Source organism: Arthrobacter sp. NPDC080086, assembly GCF_040702285.1.
In genome coordinates this window covers 38,724-59,359 of sequence record NZ_JBFBKP010000012.1, presented here as the reverse complement: position 1 = coordinate 59,359, position 20,636 = coordinate 38,724, and the positions used below count along the sequence as shown (strand labels likewise).

Genomic DNA, 20,636 nt, shown 5'->3' with positions numbered 1-20,636 from the left:
GGTTCGGTGGCGCGGGTGGGGTCCTTGGGGTGTCCTGTGAAGGGTGTCAGGTGAACAGGCCCTGGCCGAGGTAGCCGTTGGTGTCTTTGACGCCTGGGAGCGCGATGAAGTACCCGCCGCCGAAGGGCTGGATGTAGTCCGTCATGGGTTCGTTAATGAGCCGGGTCTGGGCTGCTTCGAATTGGGTCTGGATGTTCTGTTGGTAGCTGGCGAAGATCAGTCCGGCCTGCATGTTTCCGTTGAGGTCGATGCCGAGGTCATAGTTGTAGCCGCGGCGCAGGAATCGGGAGGCATCGGTGGCGGGTGTGCGGGGGTTGGCCAGGCGGATGTGGGCGTTGAGGGGGATGGTCTCGCCGTTGGGGTCGTTGGCGTAGTCGGGGGTGTCGGTTTCGTTCTCTGCGCCGAGCGGTGCGCCGCTGGCCCGGTGCCGGCCGATCATGGTGTCTTGTTCGGTGAGTCCGACCCGGTCCCAGAATTCCACGAGCATTCTGATCAGGCGGACAACCATGAAGGTCCCGCCGATTGCCCAGTCGGGCTGGCCGGAGTCTTTGCTGATCCAGACCAGGGGCTCTTCGGGGGCGGGGTTGACGATGCCGTCTTTGTAGCCGAAGAGGTTTCGGGGCGCCCCGGAGGGTCTGGGGGCGGAGTGGAATCCGTTGATTTTCCACTGAAGCTGCATGGCTCCGCGGGTGGCTTTGGTGATGTCGCGCAGTGCGTAGTGGATCATGTCGGTGGAGTCGGCGCAGAGCTGGAGGATCAGGTCTCCGCCGACCCAGGCCGGGTCCGGGGCGTCGTTGGGGAAGGTTTTCATTTCCGTCAGGCCCTTGGGTTTTTTGCCGGCCAGTCCGTAGGCCGGATTATCGAAGATACTTGCCGCCAGCCCGACCGTCATCGTGAAAGAATCCGGCGGGACGTCCATTCCGAGGATTCCGGAGTTCGTGGGTGGCCCCCCGCCGACGACGGGCAATTCGGTAGAGGCGACCGGGTCGTCAGCGCGCTGACCCGAGCCCAGGCGTACGCCTTTGACAGTGAGGGTCTGCAGCAGTGCTTTGAATTCATCCCGGTCTTTGGCCAGGACCCGGAAAACTGCAAAGCACGCTTGCGCCTGTTGGGCTGCCGGCCGGTAGATTCCGGCCTGGGTGATGCCGTGGAAATCAACGGACGCCGCCCCCGGAGCAGGGGCGGCCGGGCCGGGGTGTTTGGAGGCCTCGGATATGCCGGTGGCGGCCAGCGCGGCGACGGCGGTCCCTGTCCCGGCCCCGATCAGGAAGGACCGACGGCCCACGCGGGACGGGGTGCCCTTGCCGGGTTGTTCCGGACTGTCCGGGGCAGCGCTGGAGGATTCTGAAGGGTTGTTGTTCATGGGTTTTTTCAGCCTTCGGTGGCGAACATGGCAGGGATATATGCCAGGGATTCCAGGGCGCGGCCGATGGCGCCGTTAATCGGCTGACGCACGGAGATCGGGACGCTCCGGTAGTCAGGCCAGCGGCCGTCCGTTTTGGCGGCATTCAGGGCAGCATCAAGGGCATCCAATTCCGCGGCAATGGCCGCGGTATACCCACGGACCTGAGCGTCGATGAGCCTGCTCAGGAGGGTCAGGACAACCCTGGTCGCGGTGACGTCGGCCGCGGTGAGCGCGAGGGACATCCCCGAGCCCTGGTCGGTGTTGCCGCTCAAGTTGTCCCGGAGGGAATCCTCCAGGATCTCGTGGCAGCGCAGCGGCATGTCCGACGGGGCCACCGTGAGCTCTGGAAGCTTCGTTTCCAGCGTATCGATATTGGTCTGCAGATCCCTGAGCACCGGCACCAGCTCAACAGGCCCCTGCCCGTGATACAACCCGAATTCAACCCGGCGCAGACCTGTGAAACCCGGATCGGAGGTGCCCTGGGGAAGGCCGGAAGGCAGGGAATTGATGGCGGAACCCAGGTCTCCGAAACTGCCATAGGCGGCCCCGACCTCCTGCCAGGTCATTTGCGCCGCCAGCCACTGGCTGCGGGCCGTCTCCTGATCACCATTTCCGGTCGAGGCCTTGATGTCCATGACCTGGGATCCAAGCAACCGGAGCTTTTCGCCGACATAGGCCCGATAAGAGGAAAGGGCTTGATCCATGGTCGCAGCAGGATCAAGCGAAGACGCGGGAGCGGTCACGGGCATACGGGTCCTCCGTCAGGAACAACAAGGTCAGGTAAGGCAATCCTAAGAATAATAACAGCACAGCAACGTTGCGTAATTCGGAGAGCTGTCAACGTCAATGCCGCGAGGTGCCTCCTGCGCCGACGGGTCCCGGGCAGGACCTGGCCCGCAGATCCCCGGCCGGACTGCCGACCCTGGCCGGCAGGTATGTCTTGAGGCTTTGAACGGCAGAGCATCGCCAAGCCCGGCAGCGCTGGTGCGATCTCGATCCGGGCTCAGACTTGAGATCATTCTGGGCCAAGAGGTACCTGCACCACCTTTGAGAAGTCCGGCAGAGGATTTCCTTACTGGAAGGCTGGATCCATGTGTCTCATCGCCCCGGTGTCTCATATCCCCAAGGTTATGAGAGGGCGGAATGTCCCGGAGGCTCTCCGTGACTTCTTGGATGCAAGGAGTGTCGACATGCGTGTTTCAGCCCCACGTTTCGACAGGAAGACCCCCGGTCCCCGTCGCCCGTTGTTTACCCTGGCGTGATACTTGTGTGGAACGCCGCTTTGTCCCTTCAGAATTTCGAGACCCTTATGTGTGATGACCGCTCATTCTCCGCTAGCCGTCGGGCGGCGCTTGGTCTGTTTGGCGCCTCCTTGGTGGCGGGTCTGGGCGCGTGCGCAGCTCCCGAGGAGCCGGTCGCGACCGGACTGTCCGCAGCGCCCGGCGCGAATGAGCCCGCACCGCCGACAGTGACGAGCCCCGCAACGACGCCCGAACGTCCTCGGCCAGCGTTCGTTCCGGACTACGTTCTCCCGCCCATCCAGAACGGCTTGGCTCCAGTGATCACCAGGATTCCCACCAAGCATCCCGTTGTGTTTCTCACGATTGACGACGGAGCGGTCAAGTCTCCGGATAGCGTCCACCTGCTGGCGGAAAAGAACCTCCCCGCCAGCTTGTTCCTGACGAGCAACACCATTCGGGACAATCCGGGCTACTTCAAAGCCTTCATGGAGCAGGGGAGCCTGGTAGAGAACCACACCGTCAGCCACAACGTAAATATGGCCACCCAGTGGGGTTACCAGCGGCAGCTCGAAGACATCGCCGGGATGCAGAACTTCGCGGTACAACAGTTCGGTCGTGCGCCGACTTTGTTCAGGCCTCCAGGGGGCGCCTATTCCACTGTCATGCGTCAAGCTGTCGCTGCCGCCGGCCTCAAGGCGGTGATCACCTGGGAGGCGAAGGCCAACGCCGGGCGCATGGACTACCAGTACGGCAACACCCTGCGTCCCGGGGACATCGTTCTTATGCATTTCAGGGCCGAATTCCCAGCCGATTTCGCAGCATTCCGTTCCGCCCAGCTGGCCGCCGGTCTGGAAGTGGTGCTGCTGGAAGAGTTCCTGGGCGTTAGGTAAGTATTCCTTCGGCACTGCGGGCGAGCTGGGTGGCGGGGCAATTGGGGAAATTCCGGGACCAAGGAGGTCCGCCACCCGTGAATCACTTCGTGATGTGCGAGCGTCCTCATGGGCGAGCTGCCAGCCCCTGATGTTGGCCTGTCCGCGGCGTGGCCCCGACGGTCCGGCTCAGCCATGATGCGAAGGTGCGGTCCTACGGTGTCGAGGCGTGCCGTGCTTGCGGCGCCGGTGAGAAGAGCAGGAACCCCCGAGCCCAGGGGCAGGCATGCCAGCGTGGGAACGCTGCCAGCGATGAGAGGGCTGCCGGCCTCACAGAGCTCTCTCCCGGGTTCAGCGGAGCCCATGGTTCTGCCCATCCGGTCCCACGGGGGGTATCGGCCAGATGCGCAAAAGCCTGCGGAGTAGCAAGGCCGACAACCGCTCCGACCATCATCGCGGAGAGGAAAACACCGATGCTTCCCGGAGCAGCGGCAACGAGCACCAATACCGGCGGCCGTGAGCAGCAACCCTGCCTTGCGTTACACGTTAGTGATCACTAACGTGTTATTTTGTGTTGGATGCCTTGGAGGTAGCTGCGGAGCCGAATCGGCGCCGCCTGCTTCACATGCTTGTCTGCGGTGAACGGGCGGTAGGGGAACTGGCTGCCCAGTTCACCGTAAGCCGCTCTGCGGTGTCCCAACACCTCCTGTTGCTGGAGCAAGCCGGTCTGGTGTCGGCGCGGAAAGAGGGACGGAACAGGTATTACAGGCTTGACGCCGAGGGCATGGGCCGACTCCGCAACCTGGTCGAGCGGTTCTGGACCTCCGAACTGGATCTGCTGGCCGCAGATGCAGCCGCTCTCGCTGCCAAGCGTCAGGAGACGTCGCCTCCCCCTACGAGAACTTCAGCTATTTCGCCTCCAGAAAAGGACCCCTTTGATGACCTTCGATAAGAGCATCCACCTGCCCGTCGGGACCGACGAGGCCTACGCCCTCATCACTGAGCCGGAGCGTCTGCGCCGCTGGCAGGCCGTAGCAGCACGGGTCGACCTTCGCGTCGGCGGCGAATACCGCTGGACAGTTACGCCCGGGCATCATGCCGCCGGGACCTTCCGGGAAATCGAGCAGGGAAAGCGCATCGTTTTCACATGGGGGTGGGAGTCCGGTATGGACCTGGCCCCAGGCACGTCCACCGTGACAATCACCCTGGAGCCTGACGCCGACGGCACTATGCTGCGGCTGGTCCACGAGGGCCTTAACCCGGAACAGTCCGCAGCGCATTCCGAGGGTTGGAACCACTATCTGGACCGACTCATCGCCGAAAGTTCTTCACCGGTCGGAGCCGGCCCGGACGAATGGTCCGCCGCCCCGGAGGCCATCGATCACCTCAGCTCGGCCGAGGCATCTCTGGCTGTGCTCCTGGGGGTGCTGCGCAAGCTCACGCCGGAAGACCGTGAGAGAGCCACTCCGTGCGAAGACTTCACGGCGCACGAGTTGCTGGAGCACTTGGCCGGTTCACTGCAGCAGATTGGCCGCGCACTGGGATCCGACGTGAGCGATGATGCCGGGGCCGAACCGGAAGCACGAATCGCTGGACTCGCTCAGCCTGTTCTTGAAGCGTTCAGCCGACGCGGGTTCGAGGGGACCATCGACATGGGCTTCGCGGAACTGCCGGCCGCCGCCGTCGCCGGCATCCTCAATCTCGAGCTGCTGGTCCACGCATGGGACTTCGCGAAAGCCACAGGCCAGGTGCTCGTCGTCTCGGACGTGGTCGCCCACCACGTCGAGGCCTTGGCCCTGCTGACCATATCCGACCAAGTCCGCGCCAACGGCAGCTTCGCAGCCGTCCAGCCGGTCGCCGAGGCCGCCAGCAGCCTGGACAGACTGATCGCATTCACCGGCCGCACGGTCGCCATCTGATGCACTCCACCCACAACCAGTCACAACACGCCAAGAAAGCAGGAACACAATGTCCAAGTTCGTCTTCATCTACCACGCCCCGATGACCCCCGCCGAGGCCGCCCCGCCCACGCCCGAAGATATGGCAGCGGTCATGGAACAGTGGAACGCCTGGGCCGGGAAGGTCGGCAACGGCCTGATCGACTTCGGAACACCCCTGGCTAACGGTGTCCGGGTCTCCGCGGGAGGTGCCACAACGCCGAGCCGGCGGGACGTCGCCGGATACAGCATCATCGAGGCCGACAACCTCGATGCCGCCGTGGAACTGGCCAAGGTCCACCCCCACGTGAACATGCCGGGCGGCTGCGAGATCGAAGTCCACGAGGCCCAGCAGATCCCCGGAATGTAAAAGCGCGCCAAAACTGATCCCTATGAGTGTCCGCGGTCGCCACCAAACGGCATCCGCGGACACTCCGCGATGACACAGCAGGCTGTAACGCCATCGCAGCTAACCCCACCGAAAATGCTCCAACTCGGTGATTTGCCGCAGCGCACGTCATACATAACCCAGAGCCTTCGCTGCCGGATCGGCAATCCTTTGGCCTGACAGCGTTGCCATCTCAATCCGGGCGGCCCGGTTTTCTGCCAAGAACCGGGAGGATTGAAGACCCGGAGCCATCGATCCTCTCGTTACGTGCGGAACGTATGATCGCTGACGCGGCGGACCCACACCGCCGGAGAGCACTCGATATTCGTGTCCACAGCGCCCAATAAGCAATCCCTGCGGCGAGTGAGGCGACGACCGCGAGGACAGGGTTTATCGAAGCCAGTGGCGGATAAACCAGCCAGTGAACCAGATAGATAAAAAGCGAGGCGCCGGCCAGCACCACCGCGGCCCGGCGTAGGACCTTCGGTACCGAAAGGGTGGGCAGCCAGATGAGCAGAAGGATGCCGCCGATGAGTGTTCCTTCCCGGAACGCGTCGTCAAAGAACCCCGGGACGGTCAGTAAAGCGATGGCCGACACGACGCAGCGGTGCGCCACCGTCCGGGACCGTGCGATGGCCCAGCCGAGGGCGAAAAGCCAGAGGGCGGGGGCAGTGTGTGGAACGCCCGGGTGAATTATCTCGTAGCGGGTGAGGAGGCCTACGCCGGTTAAGGCCAAAGGGAATAACAGGGGGAAACGTCGCTCTGCCCGGTCGGCCCACGGAATGGCCAGAAGGGCGGTCATGGCCAGGAGCAAGTAGACAAGGACTTCGACGAACCAGAAATGCCACTGAGTGGTCACGTCCTCGGGTCCGATGATCGCGTTCAGCAGCAGGATGTTGGCGGTGCTGTAGTTTTCGGTCACCAGATACGCGAAGAAGATGAACGCGACGCTGGGCACGACGATTCTCGCCGCGCTGCCCAGCTGCCGGCGAAGCCGCGGCATCCGTTCCCCGGAGAGTTGGAAGCGGGCGAAGTTGTATCCGGCCACGGCCAGGAGCACGTGGGCGGCGCCCTGCCACTTGAAAAGGCCGATGTGGGTGCCGACGATCATGACGATGCCCACAGCCCGCAGCACGATACCCGTTTCAAGCGGCACGAAGACGCGCCGCTGTTTCGACGCCGGCGGCTTCGTAGCGCACCCTTCCAGGGCACGGACCGGTGTGACGTGCCAGTCCTTCGGAAGGTGGCCCAGAGCCTGCTCGAGCCGGACGGATGCGGCGACGTAGGACAAGGAGTCCCCGCCGAGGGAGACGAAGGTGTCGCCGTCGGCAATGTCATCCAACTCGAGAGCGTCCTGGAAAATCTCCCGCACACTGCCGCCGCCGGCGGTAGCCAGTCCAGGGGCTGGCGCCGGCTCCGCCGGGCCGCCCTCGGGCGCGGACAGTGCCAGTACCGAATGGTAATCCAGTTTGCCCGTGCCCAGGCGCGGGAGCTGCTGAACGGTGTGGAGCTTTAGCGATCCGCGTGGCAGGCCCATGTCCTCGGCGAGGACCTTGCCCAACAATCGGGTGTCGTGGTCGCCCTCGACGGCCACCACGATTCCGTCGTCCGTTCCTGCAGCGGCCGCTGGTACGCCGATTCGAGCCAGGCTGCGTTCCACCTGCCCTAAATCCACGCGCAGGCCGACGATCTTGACGAACCTGCTGAGCCGTCCCACCACTTCGTAGACCCCTACGGGATGCTTCCGGGCAAGATCCCCGGTTCGGAGTTCGGTAATGGTTCGGCCCGCGGCGAGGTCTGCCGGGCTCTCGGCGTAGCCGAGCATGACGTTGGGTCCGGTGTAGACCAGTTCGCCGTGCTCCAGGCCGGCCACGGGGTCGATTCGAAACGAGCCGCCCGGCACGGCAACGCCAACCGCGCCTGGGACGGTGGCAGCGAGATCCGGCGGTAGGTACGCCATGCGGGCTGTGGCCTCTGTCTGGCCATACATGACAAACAAATCCCAGCCCTTCCGGCGTCCGATCTCAGCGAAGCGCCGGACCGAGTCCGGGGCTAACCGGCCGCCGGCCTGGGTGACGTAGCGGAGTGCGGGCAGTTCCATCTCCGCGAATCCCACGCGTTCCAACAGCTCGAAGGTGTACGGCACGGCCGCGAACGCCGTCCCCCCGCGATTTCGAAAGAGCTCCCAAAAGCACGGATCAACCACGGAGAGGTCTGTGAGGACCAGTCCGGCACCGCGAAGCAGGTGACTGTTGATCACCGACAAGCCGTAGCAGTAGGACATCGGCAGGGTCGTCGCGGCACGGTCATCCGGCGAAATTCCCAGATATTCCGCAATCGACTCCGCGTTCGACTGCAAATTGGCGTGCGAGAGGCGGACCAGTTTGGGGGAGCCCGTGGAGCCGGAGGTGCTGAGCAGGAGAGCGAGCTCCGGGTGCAGTTCATGACTCGTGCCGGGCCGGCGCTCCTCCATGACCACGCGTCCGTCACCGCTGCGGAGTAGGACGTCCGGGTCGTAGGACTCGATGATGGATGCCATGGCGGAGGGCTTGTCACCGGGCAGGAGGATCAGGGGGTGACCCGCCGCCATCGATGCCAGGTAGGCGACAAGCGAGTCGACATCGTTGGCCGCAGTCAGCGCCACAAGGCGCCGCTCGGTCCCGAGCCGGGAGGCCAGGTCGCCAACGCGTTCAGCAAGCTCCCGGTAGCTGATCACCACGGTGTCTGTAAAAATGGCGGACCGCTCCCCGTGGATGGCCAGGGCAGCGGCGAAAGGAACCGTCTCGAAGTCAAGCTGTGTGATCACCGATAGATGATATTAGCTTAGGCTCCCCTAAATGAAATTACGAAACGAAAGTCTTGTGTAATTTCGGTGCGTCCGCAACTGCGCAGGATGCATTGCGGCGGGGCACATATGCCTCGCTTCCGCGCTCGGCTGTTAGTTGGCTTACCGGTCACGCCCGGCTGATAGTTCGGCGGCAAGGTGGGTCAGGGACGTGACCGTCAGTTCCGGGGGCTCATAGTAGGAAGGGTAGATGACACCGCTGCGGTTGACCCAGGCAGTCCGTAAGCCGGCTCGGGTGGCGCCGTGGATGTCCCAGGGGTGGACGGCTACCAGCATCATGTCCTCTTCCTTCGCCTCGCAGTGCTGGGCGGCATGCCGATAGGACGAGGGGTTCGGCTTCCAGGCAGGTGCGTCCTCGACGGAGAGCACCGCCTCGAACGCGCCGCGGATCCCGGCAGCGTTCAGAAGCCTCGTTGCGACCTGCGCCGAGCCGTTGGTGAGGGTTACAAGCCGGCGTCCTGCCGCTCGGAGAGCCCGCACCCCGTCGGAGACGTCCGGGTGCAGGGGAAGCTCGGCGACGGATCCGGCGAGGTGCCGGGCAGTGCCCGCCGGGTCGGGCACGCCTGCGTCCTCCAGGAGCCCCGCGAGGACTTCGGCGCCGATCTGACCGAACGGGGCTGCATCGCCAGCCGCGGCCAGGGCGAAGCCCTCGCGCAGCAGCGTAGCGAACCACTGCTTCGCCAATGCTTCCGGGGCGCCCGCGTCGGCGAACCGGCTGCCCATCGGGGACATGTCGGAGAGGGTTTCGTTGACGTCGAAGACGATCACTTCCGGCATTTTGGCCATGTTTGGGCCTCCTATGTGCTGTGCGTCTGGTGGAGTCGGGCTGTGAGTGGTTCGGCTGGGGGGACGTCGAGCTCGGTGTGGGCGTAGTGGTTGAAGTAGTTTGTAAACAGGTTCACTGCGATGTGGGCGAAAGCCTCGGCAAGCTCGGTGTCGGTCCAGCCGGCGTTCAGGGCGGCTTGCCACAGGGGGTCGGGAACGTTGCCGGTGTCGGCTGCGGCGGCCCGGGTGACCTCTGTCAGGGCTGCGAGACGGTCATCGAAGTCGACTTCTCCTGCCCGGAGCGCGAGTATCTGGACGTCGTCGAACCCGGCCCTGCGGGCCGATACAGTGTGGGCGCCCTGGCAGTAGTCGCAGCCGTTCTGGTTGCCCACGGCCAGGGCGATCGCCTCGCGGGTGCGTGCGTCGAAGGTGCCATTGTCGGCCAACGCTTTCTGCATGCCCTGGTAGGTGGCGATGACTACAGGTGAGTGGGCCATTCCGGCGTGGATGTTCATGAACCGGCCCATTTTCGTCGTGAGGCGTTCGGCGTGTTCGCGGGAGGCTTCGGGGACGGTCTCGAGGGTGTGGACTGGGATACGGGGCATAGGTGTCTCCTTTTCATTTCCTTGCATGCATTCAACGAGGTTCCTGCGGCGCCGTGCTGCGGCGTTTCTGTTCACGTGGGCTCTCGGGCGATCCTCAGATCGACCTTCCGACGTAACGTGTTGTTAGGGCGTGCGCACTTAAACATCCGGCGGGCGGGTACCCGCGTCGGGCCGGATTCATACCGCGCAGCAGGAGAGCCGGGAGACGTCGGCGGTGAAGGACTGGGCGGCGATCTTCAGCCCTTCGGCCATCGTGAGGTACGGTGCCCATCGGGAGGCGACCTCATGGATTGTGGTGGGCGCGGCGATGAGGTGGACCCCCGCGGCGGCGAGTTCGCCGGCGTCCTGGGCGACCGCTGTGATGCCCAGGATCCGCCCGGTGCCTGTTTCGGCGACGATCTTGATGAATCCACGGGTGTCCCGGTTCACCAGCGCCCTCGGTACGAACTCCAGCGGCAACACCCGGCACTGGCACCTGTGTCCCGCGTCCGCGGCTTCTCGTTCTGTAAGCCCCACCGCCCCGACCGCGGGACTGGTGAACGCTACCCGGGGCACTTGGGAGTCATCGGCTTCCCGACGGGCAGGGGTGAAAGCGTTATCCACCACAAGGGCCCCGTGGGCTGCGGCGACATTGACGAACGCCCGCTGGCCTGTGACGTCGCCGGCCGCCCAGATGCGCGGGTTCGCGCTCCGCAACCGGGAATCGACCAGGACTTCGCCGCCTGGTCCGGTAGCCACACCGACCCCGGCCAGGCCCAGCCCGGACGTTCTCGGGCGGCGGCCGGTGGCCATCAGGACGCGTTCGGCCCGGTACTCCTGATTCGCAGTGCCGGCACGGACCGTGAGAATGAAGCTGCCCCTCTCGGTACGCACACCGGTGGGAACAACACCCTGGACGACGGAAATGCCTTCCTCTTGGAAAACAGCGGACAGGGCACCGGAGACCTCGGGTTCCTCGCCGGAGAGCAGCCGCGAGCGTGCCAGCACCGTGACCCGGGAACCGAGACGGGCGAACAGCTGGGCCTGCTCCACGGCGACGTACCCTCCGCCGATGACCAGCAGCGACTCGGGTACCTCCTTGAGCTCCATTGCGGTCTGGGACGTCAGGTAGCCCGCCTCTTCGAGCCCGGGCAGGGTCGGCACCCACGGCGCTGAACCGGTCGCGACCAGGTAATGCCGTCCCCGGAGCACCACACTTCCCCCGGTGTTGCCGGTCACCTCGAGCACCGGTTCGTCGGCCGTTCCGGCGAACACCGCGGTCCCGCGGTGGATGTCCCAGCCGTAGTCATCGGCCAGGTCCAGGTACTTCTGCTGGCGCATCCAGCCGACCAGAGCATCCTTGCCGGCCATGAGGCCGGCCACGTCGAGATCCACATTTGCGGGAACCAGCCCCGGGAAACGTCCCGCGTCCGCGCCAGAGTGCCGCGCGGCCGCCGCAGCCAGAAGGGCCTTGGACGGCACGCATCCAGTGTTTACACAGGTTCCGCCAATCGTCCCTGCTTCGACCATCGCGACCCGCAGTCCCAGGCCCGTGGCCCGGATCGCCGCAGCGAAACCCGCGCTCCCCGACCCGACGACAACCAGGTCATACTCCTCGACGTGCACCCTCGACCCCTCCCGTTGTGTCACCGCTGTTTCGACACCGATTCTGCGCCTTCCAGCCACTGGAAGGTCAAGTACGGGCATACCGGAGGGCCGCCGCCGGTTAGACCACTCAGGACCCATCTCGGGAAGGACGGGAGCACACGATGCGCATATCAGAGGCCGCGGCCGCAGCCGGCACGACCGCCAAGACCCTACGCTTCTATGAGGACGCAGGCCTCCTCCCCGCCATCGGGAGAACCTCGGCCGGATACCGCGACTACCCCGAATGGGCAGTCCAACGGGCGACGTTCATCCGCCGCTCCCGGGCCGCTGGCCTGAGCCTGGACCAGGCCGGAGCCCTCTTGGCCGTGCACGATGCCGGGACACGGCCCTGCTCCCAAGTCCGCGACCGGCTCGCGGACCAGCTCGAGGCCGTCAACGCCCAAATCTCGGAGCTCCGGGCTCTCCGAACGACCCTCGCCGACCAGCTCAAGGCCGCAGAAGCCGGCCCGGAAAGCTGCGACGCCAAGCAGATATGCAGCTACCTCTAACCAGTGGCTAACGTTGGTTGATGGGCCCGCATCTCCGCGGGTCATCTGATAGCGTTCACCGGTCCGCTCCGCGGCATCCGCTGACACCACGCGACGGAGTATTCATCATGGTTAACGTCAGTACGAGCATCCTCATTCACGCTCCGCGGAGAGACGTCGCCGCATTCGCGGCAGATCCGGATAACGCTCCCGCCTGGTATGCAAACATCCACCGGGCCACGTGGCATACGCCCAAACCGCTCGCCGTGGGCTCCCGTGTCGCTTTCACTGCCCGATTTTTGGGACGAAACCTCGACTACGTCTACGAGGTCGTTCAATTCGATCCGGACAGGACGCTTGTCATGCAGTCCAGCAACGGACCGTTTCCCATGCGGACGACCTATTCATGGTCGGAGGAAAACGGGTCGACGCGAATGTGGTTGCAGAACACCGGAGTGCCGACAGGTTTCTCGGCACTCGGCGGTGTCTTCATGGCACCCCTGATGCGGCGCGCCATGCGCAAGGATCTGGCGGCACTCAAGCGAATCCTCGAAAAGTCTCTTCCTTCAACGTAAGGTCGAGGCGACGGCCCGCCGCGCCTGATGTGGGCTTATGCCTCTAGGAAGGAAGTTTATGGTTCACGCAGCGAATCAAATCATCATCGACCGCTCCCCGGAAGAGGTCTACGCCTTCCTTGCCGACGGCCTCAACAACCCCCTCTGGCGCTCCGGCGTAAAGGAGATCAGCCTGAAGAGCGGCGTTGCCGGTGCTTTCGGGGCGGTGTATGCCCAGAAACTCGCGGGTCCGGGTGGCCAGCCCGTCGACGGTGACTATGAAATCACCGTCGCAGAACCATATAACCGGTTGTGCTTTCAAGTAGTCGCTGGTCCCGCGCGGCCATCCGGTGAATACCGCCTCACCCCGGTGGCCGCGGCAACGGAGGTGAGTTTCAGCCTTGAGCTCCAGCCTAAAGGCCTGATGAAACTGGCCGGACCAATGATCGCCCGGACCATGCGCAGCGAGGTGGCTCAGCTGAGCGCTCTCAAAGAGGTTCTGGAGCAGAACGTGCCGGGAGTAGGGGCGGCGGGCTAGCTGCTTGGGAGCGGGGGGGCGCGTCAACCGTACCGCCACAGCAGCGTTCCAAGCCAGCTCCGGAACAAGGTGCCCAGGCTGCGGAGCAGGAGGTAGCCCCGGACGTCGCACGGATGCGCCGTCTTCAAGCGGCCAGATTCCCGGCGTCACCAGGCGGCGGAAGGCCGCCACAAGCACACCCGGCCTCGTCCGGTCCCTCCAGATTTACCCATGACCACACCCGCAACAGCGGCTTCGAACGGTAAAGGGAGGGGCCATCCATCGGCCCCTCCCTCCTGTCCGTCGCTGCCCTGGGGGCAACTCCTTGGCTTAGCCCGGAACGTTCCTTGGATCGTTGCCGTAGCTGTTCTTCTCGGAGATCACGCCGTCCTGGTTTTTGATGATGTGCTCTACCTTGTCGACCCGGGCCGCGTCCCGGCCAACCGCTACCGCATCCTCTTTGGTGCTGTAGCCGGCCCCGAAAGCCCGATCAGTACCCTCGCGCTTGTTCTTCCACTGGTCACCCTCGTAGTACGTCTCAATGTCTCCCTGAGCCATTGCACACTCCTTTGCCGTTCGGTCCTGCTCCCTGACTTTGGATAGCGAAAAGCCCCGCAGCACTGGGGGACCGCGGGGCGTTTCCATGGCTTCCCCGTCTCAATGGGGGATGGTCGGAGAAGCTGACACCAACCTAGTAACAAGCATGCTTAGTTTTCAAGCCCATGCGCCGCCCGGCGCGCCGGATACCTTTCCCATGGTCCAAGACTTCAGCGCCCGGGTCCGGCCCATTCCGGTGGGGGAGTTGTCGTCGGCAGGGACGAGAATGCAACCAGGGCAAGCACTCCACAGTTGCCGCCCTCACCCTTGCTGGTAGAAAACCCCTAGAACAAAGGGAAAAGCCGTTTTCATTCACATGAATGCGCGGTAGAATGGAGGTAGCTGGAGAAGCAGACGAACCTAACTGAAGTGATACGAAACCGAGGACTGAACAATGACCCTGACCATCTACACCAAGCCCGCCGGATGCTTTGGCTGCACCAAGACCAAGCAGAAATTCACCGAGGCCGGCGTACCCTTCCGGGAGGTCGACGTCACGACCAACCAGGCCGCTTTCGAGTACATCACCGAAGAGCTCGGCTACTCCCAGGTTCCCGTCGTCGTCTACGACAAGGACGGCACGGAGAACCACTGGTCAGGGTTGAACCCGGGCGGCATCGAACAGATCATCGCCATCGAATCCCACGGCACCGAAGCCTGAACCGGGAAGGCAGGGAAGGGCTCTTATGTCAGGAGAAACCGGCGCCACCGTCACCGGAAACCTCACCGCGGATCCCGAGCTGCGGTTCACCGACGCCGGCACGGCCGTTGCCAACTTCACCATCGCTTCCACACCCAGGACGTTCGACCAGACCCGCGGCGCCTGGGTGGACGGGGAAACCCTGTACCTGCGGGCAAGCATCTGGAGAGGCGCGGCAGAGAATGCCGCAGCGTCCCTGGCCAAAGGAACACGAGTCATCGCCACCGGGGTACTGAAGCCGCGCAGCTACACCACCAAGGCGGGGGAGGAGCGGAGAGTGATCGAGTTCGACGTCGAGGAAATCGGTGCTTCGCTGCGCTACGCGACAGCGACCGTGCAGCGGTCTCCGAAGGCCGACACTGACGCCGCTGAAGATGACCGCCAGCACGAGGACATCCACCCGGCCGACCACTTCGTCCTGAGCAGCCGGGCCTATGCCGACGACGAGCTTTGGTTCGGGCTGACCGCCAACCCGGAGGGGCGCATCGCACCTTCCGCTGCCGGCCTCCATGCCGACTAACGAACCGCGGTCCGAGCCTGCAGGTACGCTGCACCAAACCGCCACAATGACATCCAACCGAAGGAAGATCATGACGCACGAAGATGACCTCCGCGCCTGGGCCAAAGGCTCCCACACTCTCGAGGCCGCAACGGAGCTTCTGCTGCGTGCATTCGAGGGCCGCTTCGCTGCCATCGGCTACCCGTGGGTGCACGCCGCCGGCACGTCTCCTGAAGGCTGCAAAGAGAACGCCTGGATCGACTTCGAAGCTCTCGGCGAGGATGCCAAGTCCGGAGCGTACTCGGGCGGGGAGAGCCGGTTCCTGCAGCTCGCAGCGTCCCTCGGCGCCGACATTCCTGTGGTCCTTGGCGATACCCTGCCGGGGCTGGACCGGAAGCAGCTGGACCTCGTGCTGGCCGCGTTCGCTCACGCCGGCGGCAGCCACCAGCACTCCGATATTCGGTTCAGCGAGGATGGCATCCCGACCCTGCACCCCGGCTATCTGGACACCCTGCACGCGTGGCCGCGGAGCCTTCGTGCCGTCTAGGAAGACCGCTGCGTTCACCCCGTACTTCAGCGAGGACGAGGCGGGCCAGGTCCGTGCTGCGTTCCTAGCCGCCGGAGGGGCCGAGGGCGATGCGAGCGTGTCCGACTTCATCGTGAGGGCCACGATGCGGGAAGTGAAACGCCTTCAGCGCAAACACCACCAGGGCATGAAATGGGACCCCGTTCCGCCGGGATCGCTGCGCAGAGGGCAGCGCACAAGGGACGAGCTACGGCACAGGAACGAGGACGAGTAACCATGGGTCAATGGACTGATGACGTGAACAACATGCCCGCGCCCCAGGTCGAGCCTGGCCTGTCAAAAATGCTAACCCTGGAACAAGTCCAGGAGATCCTGAACGTCAAGAGCAGCCTGGTCTACGCCCTGGTCCGCAGCGGGCAACTTCCTGCAGGCCAATTTGGTGGACGCGGGATTTGGAGGGTCCGGGAAAGTGATCTTGCCGCCTACATCGAAGGCGCATTCGCAAAGACCGCGGAGCGCATCGCCGCTGGACAGATTCCCCAAGATCACGTCACCGAAGACGACTGACCAAGGCACTCAAAACAGACGAAGGCCGGCACCCTCAAGGTGCCGGCCTTCACTGCGTTGAGGCCCTTTTTGACCGCTGCGTCTAAGGCTGGAAAAGACCCAGCAGGGCGCACGGCCGCCGGACGGTAGCGCCCCTCTTGGACCATGGGAAACTCTGCCGGAGGCGAGCACAAGCGGTCAAGGCTGTGCACGGCCGCCGGTCCCTGTGGCGCGCCGACGGGATGTGGTTCCCCGGCGGTTGTGTGCAGCCGCTCAGGTGGGTCCCGTCGTCCCCCTGTGTGCGGGAAAAGCAGCGGAGCGGTTGGGCTTTTGCCGTGCCCAGGTGGGCGAGGGGAACGCTACTGTTCGTCGCTGGCTTCGCCGCCGGAGGCGGCATCGGAGGCCGCCGCTGTGGTGCGTGTGGCGTTCTTGCGTCGGCGACCGGCAGCGGCGGATTCCAGGCCCAGCTTCTTCAGTTCCTCCGGGCTCCAGCCGTCCTTCGTGGCACGTACGTAGGCCCGCTTGTCTTCGCGTTCTGCCTCGGCAAGTTGCTCGCGGAGGTCAGCGATCCGTTGCCGCGTCTTGACCAGGTCCGTGACGGACTCGATACGGGAGTCAAGAAGTGCTTTGGCCTGGTTGCGTGTCTGTTCAATGTCGATGGTTGCCATGCACCCAGCCTAACGCGTGGGCCCGACACTAGGCCGGAGTTACTGCACCCGGAACAGCGACGGTGCGATGGTCACCACCGCTAGCGGTAACCGAAGAGCGAAAAGCCAGTCCTGCGGAGCAAGCTATACACTTACACGGGTGTAAGTGGCTTGACGCGCTCGACACTGGCGGTCGAGTGCGGCACACTTGTCAGTGTGGTCCCCGGTTTCTGGGTCGCTGCGCTGGGTCAGGAAAGGGATGGATTGAATGTCGGATGAGCAAGCTCCCCGCCGTTTCAATCTGTCGCGCCGCCGCCGCGAGAATTCGCCCGCTGGGACGAAGAAGCGCCGTGACCTGTGGGTCACTGCCGAAGAGGAAGCGGCTCTGGTTGCCCGCGCCGCTCGGGACAAGGTGACTGTCCCGAATCTGCTGATCAGTTCCGCGCTTTCTGACGCGCAGGAAACGACGGTGGAGCGGCGAGCCGCCATTGCCGAACTGATGTCCCTGCACAATCTCTTGGCTCGTTCGTCGAACAACATCAACCAGCTCGCCCGCCAGGCCAACGCCACCAGCGAATTCCCGGCCGAAGCGCGGGAAGCGCTGAAGCACATCCGGTCCGTAGCGATGCGTATCGACCGGACCATTGAAGGGCTGATGCAGGGATGATCCCGAACATCACCCGCGGCTCCCGGATGAGCGGCCTCATGGTCTACCTCGCGTCGACCGATGAGAACAAGACGAAGAACGCACACACCGATCCGCACCTGGTCGCCGGCGACGCCGCGATCATGGCGTGGTACGACGACGGCGTCCTGGACCGCGACGACGCCCTGGCCATTGCGAAGCACCTGGACCAGCCCCGCAAGGCGTACGGAGTGTCCGTCCAGATCAAAGACATGCAGTGGGATGCGTCCAAGAAGGAACGCATTCACGTCGGCTACAAGGACGCCAGCGTGTGGCACTGCTCCCTGAGCTTGCGCGCCGAAGAAGGCTCGCTGACCGACCAGCAGTGGGGTGACATTGCCAACGACTTCGTGGACGCCATGGGCTTCACCGAAGCCAGCGGCAAGGCACAGTGCCGGTGGGCGGCGATCAACCACGGCACAAGCGAGAACGGCAACCACCACATCCACCTGGCCGTGTCCCTGATCCGCGAAGACGGCACCAAAGCATCGACCCACGGCGACTACAAGAAGGCACAGCAGACCTGCCGTGAGCTGGAGGTCAAGTACGGGCTCGAACAGCTCTCCAGCGTTCACGCCACCCGCGGCTACGACCGCGCCGAGAAGGCCACCGCTGTCCGCGACGAACGCGAGATGCACCGTGCCTCCCTGGCACGAAAGGTACGCGCCAGTGCAAGCGCCTCAGCGACCGAAGATGAGTTTGTCCGCCGGGCCCGCGACACCGGGCTGCTCGTGCGCCCGCGCTACGCAAAGAACACCACAGACGTCATCGTCGGCTACTCCGTGGCCGAACGACCCAAGCCCGGACAACGGCCCATCTGGTTCGGCGGCGGCACCCTCGCCTCGGACCTCAAGCTCGGCGCCCTGCGTGAGAACTGGATGGACTCACCTCAGCTCGCTACCGCTGCTGCAGCAGAGTGGAACGCCGCGGCCCGCAACCGCCGCACCGTCTCCAAAACCGGTCCCGAAAACGGAACCCCGCCGGAACAGTTGTGGGTCGAATACACCCGGAACGCGACCGCCCTGGCAGACCAGTTGCGGTCCATTCCCCGCGACGATCACGCGACCTGGGCGAAAGCAGCACGGGACGTCTCCGGTGCCTTCGCAGCATGGTCCCACCGGCTCGAAACAACGCCCGGACCGCTCGCCGCCACCGCCGCGGAACTGTCCCGCACGGCCCAGCTCCGGTCGCCGCGCCAGCACGGCAAGCCGGTCGCTCTGCCCTCCATTGCGGGCACTGCCATGTTGTTCATGGCAGCGTCCAGCAAGAACAAGTCTGCGGCGCAGACAGCCCTTATGGTCCAGCTGATCAACACCGCGTTTGCGGTTTACGAAATGCATCAGCAGTCCGGCCGAATCCGTGAGGCCCAGCGCATCCGGGCAGTAGTGGAACAGCAGCTGGCACCGTTCACCGCCACCATGCCGAAACCGGTCCTGGTAGGCGCCGAGCAGCAAGCCGTGACCGGTGCTGCCGCGCCGGCCAGGGCCGTTGACATTGCCCGGCGCGGAGTGGCGCCGATCCGCCCAGGATCGGCAGTGCCTCAGACACCGACGCCGGCGACGCCGGCGAAGACTTTCCAGCCCAGCCGACGCGACACCGGGCCGGGCCAGGACCGATAGGGACGAACACCACTAGTGCAAAGGGGAAGCCGATGAGTGACTCGGACGGAATGGATGACCTTGTGGACGGCGGCCTGCGTCAGTCGCTGATGATCGGCTCCCGCATTGCCGAAACGCTGGCCCGCCGCCGGCAGGAATCCCAGCGTCGGGAAGAACACGCCGCCACGCAGGCGGCCTATGAGGCGAACGCCCGGCTCACAGCCGAGCGCAGCGCAGCACGCGCAGCCCTTGCCCCGGTCAAAAAAGACCAATGGTGGGACAAAGCCCAGCCACGGGACATCGCCACGGCTTACACAACGGCCGAGGCGTGGAAGAACCACGACCCCGCGGCCTTGGCGGCCGCGGAGAAGATCCGGGAGGAAGTTCTCAACCGGTACGGCATTGACACCAGCGACGTCGCAATGAACGCCGCTTCCCTCGAGGTCGGGCTTCAGAGCGCCGCTACCGACAGCACGCGGCAGGACGCTCTTGCGCGCAGCCAGGAAGAAGCCCGGGCTGCCGCCGCCGAGCACGAGAAGGCCATGAGCCTCCTCGCCGCAGCCAGTATCGAAGACCTCCGCGCCCAAGCCGCTGTGCTCGCCCCGGAAATGGAACGCCACCAGGTCCCCGTCGAATACCTTGCCACCCCCGAACTCTCGGCCGCCCTGCAGACCGCCCACGCAGCCAAAACCCCCGCAGCGGTAGAAGCCGCAGACGCCACTGTGAAGGAACGTCTCTACCTCATCGGGAGAGACGGAATTAACGGCCCAGACGTCGACCAGTTCCAGGGGCTGAAGGCAGAAAGCGCGTCGGCCGTCGGATACGGATCAGCTCAGCACTTGGGAAAGTTCGCGGACTCCCTGGAGAGCACTGGGGCGAGCGAAACCCAGATACGAGGCCGGCTAGTGGCAGCCCGCAGCGGGGGCACGCACCCAAGCGCAGCGGTGACGGGCAAGGGGGCCATCAAGGCCCGAAAGACCCGAAACGGGGCAGGCCTCGGTGCAGAAAGAACCAGAGGCGGTATCACCAGATAGGCGACCGCCTCAGCTGTCCTGTGCGCGGGCTGTGAGAACTCAGCCGACACGAGGAACCGCCCCGCGCTAGCCAGGGGGCTGGCGTCATGCGCGGGGCGGCTCAGGAGGTGATGCCCAGTGGTTGAGCCGGGCGATCCCCTTCAAATTACGTCCCGCCGGAGAGTGGGTCAACGGGTAGCAGGCAAATTCCGCTCTTTGCTGGGGCGGTCTTCCTGACGGGTCAGCCGACCTTGCCGGAGAGCGCGACCAGTACACCGGCTGTAGCGAAGTATTTGTTGCTTCCCAGATCGCGGATGGTTTTGATGCCCATACCGGCAAGCAGTTCGTCGTGCTTTTCGGTCAGGCCGGCAAGTGCCGAGGGCGGAGCCGACAAGACCTCTTCCAGAGTGGAGTTCTCGTAGGCCTTGTCCAATGCCTTGCCCAATTCAATCGAAACAGCCACTTCAATGTCCTTTCATCGATGACGGAAAACAAGCACAGCCAACGTGCGACCGTAGGCGCGCCAAGACTCATTCTTAGGGCGCTGAGAGAACGCTATCGCAGTGTCGGGCAGTAGATCGTGAG

At 64.5% G+C, this 20,636-nt stretch carries 24 protein-coding genes; 15 read left to right on the top strand and 9 right to left on the bottom strand.

From position 1 onward, the window contains the following. Positions 1-46 precede the first annotated feature (46 nt). Entirely contained in the window at positions 47-1,363 is a 1,317-nt protein-coding gene (locus AB0305_RS06965) for a Dyp-type peroxidase (protein ID WP_364138975.1), read from the bottom strand. Positions 1,364-1,371: 8 nt separating this feature from the next. Continuing rightward, positions 1,372-2,148, bottom strand: a complete 777-nt coding sequence (locus AB0305_RS06960; protein WP_364138973.1) for an EfeM/EfeO family lipoprotein — start codon at positions 2,146-2,148, stop codon at positions 1,372-1,374. An 815-nt stretch (positions 2,149-2,963) separates the two neighbouring features. On the opposite strand from AB0305_RS06960, the gene AB0305_RS06955 reads away from it, so the two are divergent. The 4 genes from AB0305_RS06955 to AB0305_RS06940 all read left to right on the top strand — a co-directional run bounded on the left by AB0305_RS06955 (position 2,964) and on the right by AB0305_RS06940 (position 5,822). Then, positions 2,964-3,536, top strand: coding sequence for a polysaccharide deacetylase family protein (locus AB0305_RS06955; RefSeq protein WP_364138971.1), 573 nt, complete (start codon positions 2,964-2,966; stop codon positions 3,534-3,536). A gap of 550 nt (positions 3,537-4,086) precedes the next feature. Further along, positions 4,087-4,467 carry a metalloregulator ArsR/SmtB family transcription factor gene (locus AB0305_RS06950; protein ID WP_364138969.1) on the top strand — a complete coding sequence of 127 codons (381 nt, stop codon included), beginning with the start codon at positions 4,087-4,089 and terminating at the stop codon, positions 4,465-4,467. Beyond that, positions 4,454-5,434, top strand: a complete 981-nt coding sequence (locus AB0305_RS06945; protein WP_364138967.1) for a TIGR03086 family metal-binding protein — start codon at positions 4,454-4,456, stop codon at positions 5,432-5,434. The genes AB0305_RS06950 and AB0305_RS06945 overlap by 14 nt, the downstream gene beginning before the upstream one ends. Before the next feature lie 49 nt (positions 5,435-5,483). Continuing rightward, positions 5,484-5,822, top strand: a complete 339-nt coding sequence (locus tag AB0305_RS06940; RefSeq protein ID WP_364138965.1) for a hypothetical protein — start codon at positions 5,484-5,486, stop codon at positions 5,820-5,822. 211 nt (positions 5,823-6,033) lie between these two features. Here the strand turns inward: AB0305_RS06940 and AB0305_RS06935 are convergent, their stop codons facing one another. The 4 genes from AB0305_RS06935 to merA all read right to left on the bottom strand — a co-directional run bounded on the left by AB0305_RS06935 (position 6,034) and on the right by merA (position 11,660). Next, positions 6,034-8,646: an AMP-binding protein gene (locus AB0305_RS06935; protein ID WP_364138963.1), complete on the bottom strand. Its 2,613-nt coding sequence runs from the start codon at positions 8,644-8,646 to the stop codon at positions 6,034-6,036. 141 nt (positions 8,647-8,787) lie between these two features. Then, the gene (locus tag AB0305_RS06930) at positions 8,788-9,471 is read right to left on the bottom strand and encodes a haloacid dehalogenase type II (RefSeq protein WP_364138961.1); all 684 of its coding nucleotides are present in this window, start codon (positions 9,469-9,471) and stop codon (positions 8,788-8,790) included. A gap of 11 nt (positions 9,472-9,482) precedes the next feature. Then, a complete protein-coding gene (locus AB0305_RS06925) occupies positions 9,483-10,055 on the bottom strand; it encodes a carboxymuconolactone decarboxylase family protein (protein WP_364138959.1) in 573 nt (190 codons plus the stop codon). Between the two features lie 177 nt (positions 10,056-10,232). Next, positions 10,233-11,660 (bottom strand): mercury(II) reductase, encoded by a 1,428-nt coding sequence (merA, locus tag AB0305_RS06920; protein ID WP_364138957.1) that lies wholly within the window; start codon positions 11,658-11,660, stop codon positions 10,233-10,235. A gap of 143 nt (positions 11,661-11,803) precedes the next feature. Here merA and AB0305_RS06915 point away from each other — a divergent pair, with 143 nt between their 5' ends. From AB0305_RS06915 to AB0305_RS06905, 3 genes are all read left to right on the top strand, one after another. Next, complete coding sequence (locus AB0305_RS06915) at positions 11,804-12,190, top strand: MerR family DNA-binding protein (RefSeq protein WP_364138956.1); 387 nt, start codon at positions 11,804-11,806, stop codon at positions 12,188-12,190. A gap of 107 nt (positions 12,191-12,297) precedes the next feature. After that, the gene (locus AB0305_RS06910; RefSeq protein WP_364138955.1) at positions 12,298-12,744 is read left to right on the top strand and encodes an SRPBCC family protein; all 447 of its coding nucleotides are present in this window, start codon (positions 12,298-12,300) and stop codon (positions 12,742-12,744) included. A gap of 58 nt (positions 12,745-12,802) precedes the next feature. Continuing rightward, complete coding sequence (locus AB0305_RS06905; RefSeq protein ID WP_364138953.1) at positions 12,803-13,261, top strand: SRPBCC family protein; 459 nt, start codon at positions 12,803-12,805, stop codon at positions 13,259-13,261. A 309-nt stretch (positions 13,262-13,570) separates the two neighbouring features. Here the strand turns inward: AB0305_RS06905 and AB0305_RS06900 are convergent, their stop codons facing one another. Beyond that, the gene (locus tag AB0305_RS06900) at positions 13,571-13,798 is read right to left on the bottom strand and encodes a DUF2188 domain-containing protein (protein ID WP_364138951.1); all 228 of its coding nucleotides are present in this window, start codon (positions 13,796-13,798) and stop codon (positions 13,571-13,573) included. 433 nt (positions 13,799-14,231) lie between these two features. Between AB0305_RS06900 and AB0305_RS06895 the strand changes: the two genes are divergently transcribed. The 5 genes from AB0305_RS06895 (at position 14,232) to AB0305_RS06875 (ending at position 16,129) form a co-directional block, all read left to right on the top strand. Beyond that, positions 14,232-14,498, top strand: coding sequence for a glutaredoxin family protein (locus AB0305_RS06895; protein WP_011689577.1), 267 nt, complete (start codon positions 14,232-14,234; stop codon positions 14,496-14,498). 25 nt (positions 14,499-14,523) lie between these two features. After that, complete coding sequence (gene ssb, locus AB0305_RS06890) at positions 14,524-15,057, top strand: single-stranded DNA-binding protein (protein ID WP_364138949.1); 534 nt, start codon at positions 14,524-14,526, stop codon at positions 15,055-15,057. Positions 15,058-15,127: 70 nt separating this feature from the next. Then, entirely contained in the window at positions 15,128-15,583 is a 456-nt protein-coding gene (locus AB0305_RS06885; protein ID WP_364138948.1) for a hypothetical protein, read from the top strand. Beyond that, positions 15,573-15,836 carry a hypothetical protein gene (locus tag AB0305_RS06880; protein WP_364138946.1) on the top strand — a complete coding sequence of 88 codons (264 nt, stop codon included), beginning with the start codon at positions 15,573-15,575 and terminating at the stop codon, positions 15,834-15,836. The genes AB0305_RS06885 and AB0305_RS06880 overlap by 11 nt, the downstream gene beginning before the upstream one ends. 32 nt (positions 15,837-15,868) lie before the next feature. Next, the gene (locus AB0305_RS06875; protein ID WP_364139000.1) at positions 15,869-16,129 is read left to right on the top strand and encodes a helix-turn-helix domain-containing protein; all 261 of its coding nucleotides are present in this window, start codon (positions 15,869-15,871) and stop codon (positions 16,127-16,129) included. A 338-nt stretch (positions 16,130-16,467) separates the two neighbouring features. On the opposite strand, the gene AB0305_RS06870 is transcribed toward AB0305_RS06875, so the two are convergent. Next, positions 16,468-16,776 (bottom strand): hypothetical protein, encoded by a 309-nt coding sequence (locus AB0305_RS06870; RefSeq protein ID WP_364138945.1) that lies wholly within the window; start codon positions 16,774-16,776, stop codon positions 16,468-16,470. A 247-nt stretch (positions 16,777-17,023) separates the two neighbouring features. Between AB0305_RS06870 and mobC the strand changes: the two genes are divergently transcribed. From mobC to AB0305_RS06855, 3 genes are read left to right on the top strand one after another with little or no spacing between them, the layout of a single operon-like run. Further along, positions 17,024-17,422: a plasmid mobilization relaxosome protein MobC gene (gene mobC / locus AB0305_RS06865; RefSeq protein WP_011689583.1), complete on the top strand. Its 399-nt coding sequence runs from the start codon at positions 17,024-17,026 to the stop codon at positions 17,420-17,422. Further along, on the top strand, positions 17,419-19,059 hold the full coding sequence (locus tag AB0305_RS06860; protein WP_364138944.1) for a relaxase/mobilization nuclease domain-containing protein: 1,641 nt from the start codon (positions 17,419-17,421) through the stop codon (positions 19,057-19,059). The genes mobC and AB0305_RS06860 overlap by 4 nt, the downstream gene beginning before the upstream one ends. A gap of 32 nt (positions 19,060-19,091) precedes the next feature. Next, on the top strand, positions 19,092-20,072 hold the full coding sequence (locus AB0305_RS06855) for a hypothetical protein (RefSeq protein ID WP_364138942.1): 981 nt from the start codon (positions 19,092-19,094) through the stop codon (positions 20,070-20,072). 220 nt (positions 20,073-20,292) lie between these two features. Here AB0305_RS06855 and AB0305_RS06850 read toward each other — a convergent pair whose 3' ends face one another. Beyond that, positions 20,293-20,514: a hypothetical protein gene (locus AB0305_RS06850; protein WP_364138940.1), complete on the bottom strand. Its 222-nt coding sequence runs from the start codon at positions 20,512-20,514 to the stop codon at positions 20,293-20,295. Positions 20,515-20,636: the final 122 nt, after the last annotated feature.

Bases quoted from the DNA above. Each gene is read 5' to 3' on its own strand.
- AB0305_RS06965 (WP_364138975.1), bottom strand. From the start codon at position 1,363: ATGAACAACAACCCTTCAGAATCCTCCAGCGCTGCCCCGGACAGTCCG.
- AB0305_RS06945 (WP_364138967.1), top strand. From the start codon at position 4,454: ATGACCTTCGATAAGAGCATCCACCTGCCCGTCGGGACCGACGAGGCC.
- AB0305_RS06940 (WP_364138965.1), top strand. From the start codon at position 5,484: ATGTCCAAGTTCGTCTTCATCTACCACGCCCCGATGACCCCCGCCGAG.
- AB0305_RS06930 (WP_364138961.1), bottom strand. From the start codon at position 9,471: ATGGCCAAAATGCCGGAAGTGATCGTCTTCGACGTCAACGAAACCCTC.
- AB0305_RS06925 (WP_364138959.1), bottom strand. From the start codon at position 10,055: ATGCCCCGTATCCCAGTCCACACCCTCGAGACCGTCCCCGAAGCCTCC.
- AB0305_RS06915 (WP_364138956.1), top strand. From the start codon at position 11,804: ATGCGCATATCAGAGGCCGCGGCCGCAGCCGGCACGACCGCCAAGACC.
- AB0305_RS06910 (WP_364138955.1), top strand. From the start codon at position 12,298: ATGGTTAACGTCAGTACGAGCATCCTCATTCACGCTCCGCGGAGAGAC.
- AB0305_RS06905 (WP_364138953.1), top strand. From the start codon at position 12,803: ATGGTTCACGCAGCGAATCAAATCATCATCGACCGCTCCCCGGAAGAG.
- AB0305_RS06900 (WP_364138951.1), bottom strand. From the start codon at position 13,798: ATGGCTCAGGGAGACATTGAGACGTACTACGAGGGTGACCAGTGGAAG.
- AB0305_RS06895 (WP_011689577.1), top strand. From the start codon at position 14,232: ATGACCCTGACCATCTACACCAAGCCCGCCGGATGCTTTGGCTGCACC.
- ssb (WP_364138949.1), top strand. From the start codon at position 14,524: ATGTCAGGAGAAACCGGCGCCACCGTCACCGGAAACCTCACCGCGGAT.
- AB0305_RS06885 (WP_364138948.1), top strand. From the start codon at position 15,128: ATGACGCACGAAGATGACCTCCGCGCCTGGGCCAAAGGCTCCCACACT.
- AB0305_RS06875 (WP_364139000.1), top strand. From the start codon at position 15,869: ATGCCCGCGCCCCAGGTCGAGCCTGGCCTGTCAAAAATGCTAACCCTG.
- AB0305_RS06870 (WP_364138945.1), bottom strand. From the start codon at position 16,776: ATGGCAACCATCGACATTGAACAGACACGCAACCAGGCCAAAGCACTT.
- mobC (WP_011689583.1), top strand. From the start codon at position 17,024: ATGTCGGATGAGCAAGCTCCCCGCCGTTTCAATCTGTCGCGCCGCCGC.
- AB0305_RS06860 (WP_364138944.1), top strand. From the start codon at position 17,419: ATGATCCCGAACATCACCCGCGGCTCCCGGATGAGCGGCCTCATGGTC.
- AB0305_RS06855 (WP_364138942.1), top strand. From the start codon at position 19,092: ATGAGTGACTCGGACGGAATGGATGACCTTGTGGACGGCGGCCTGCGT.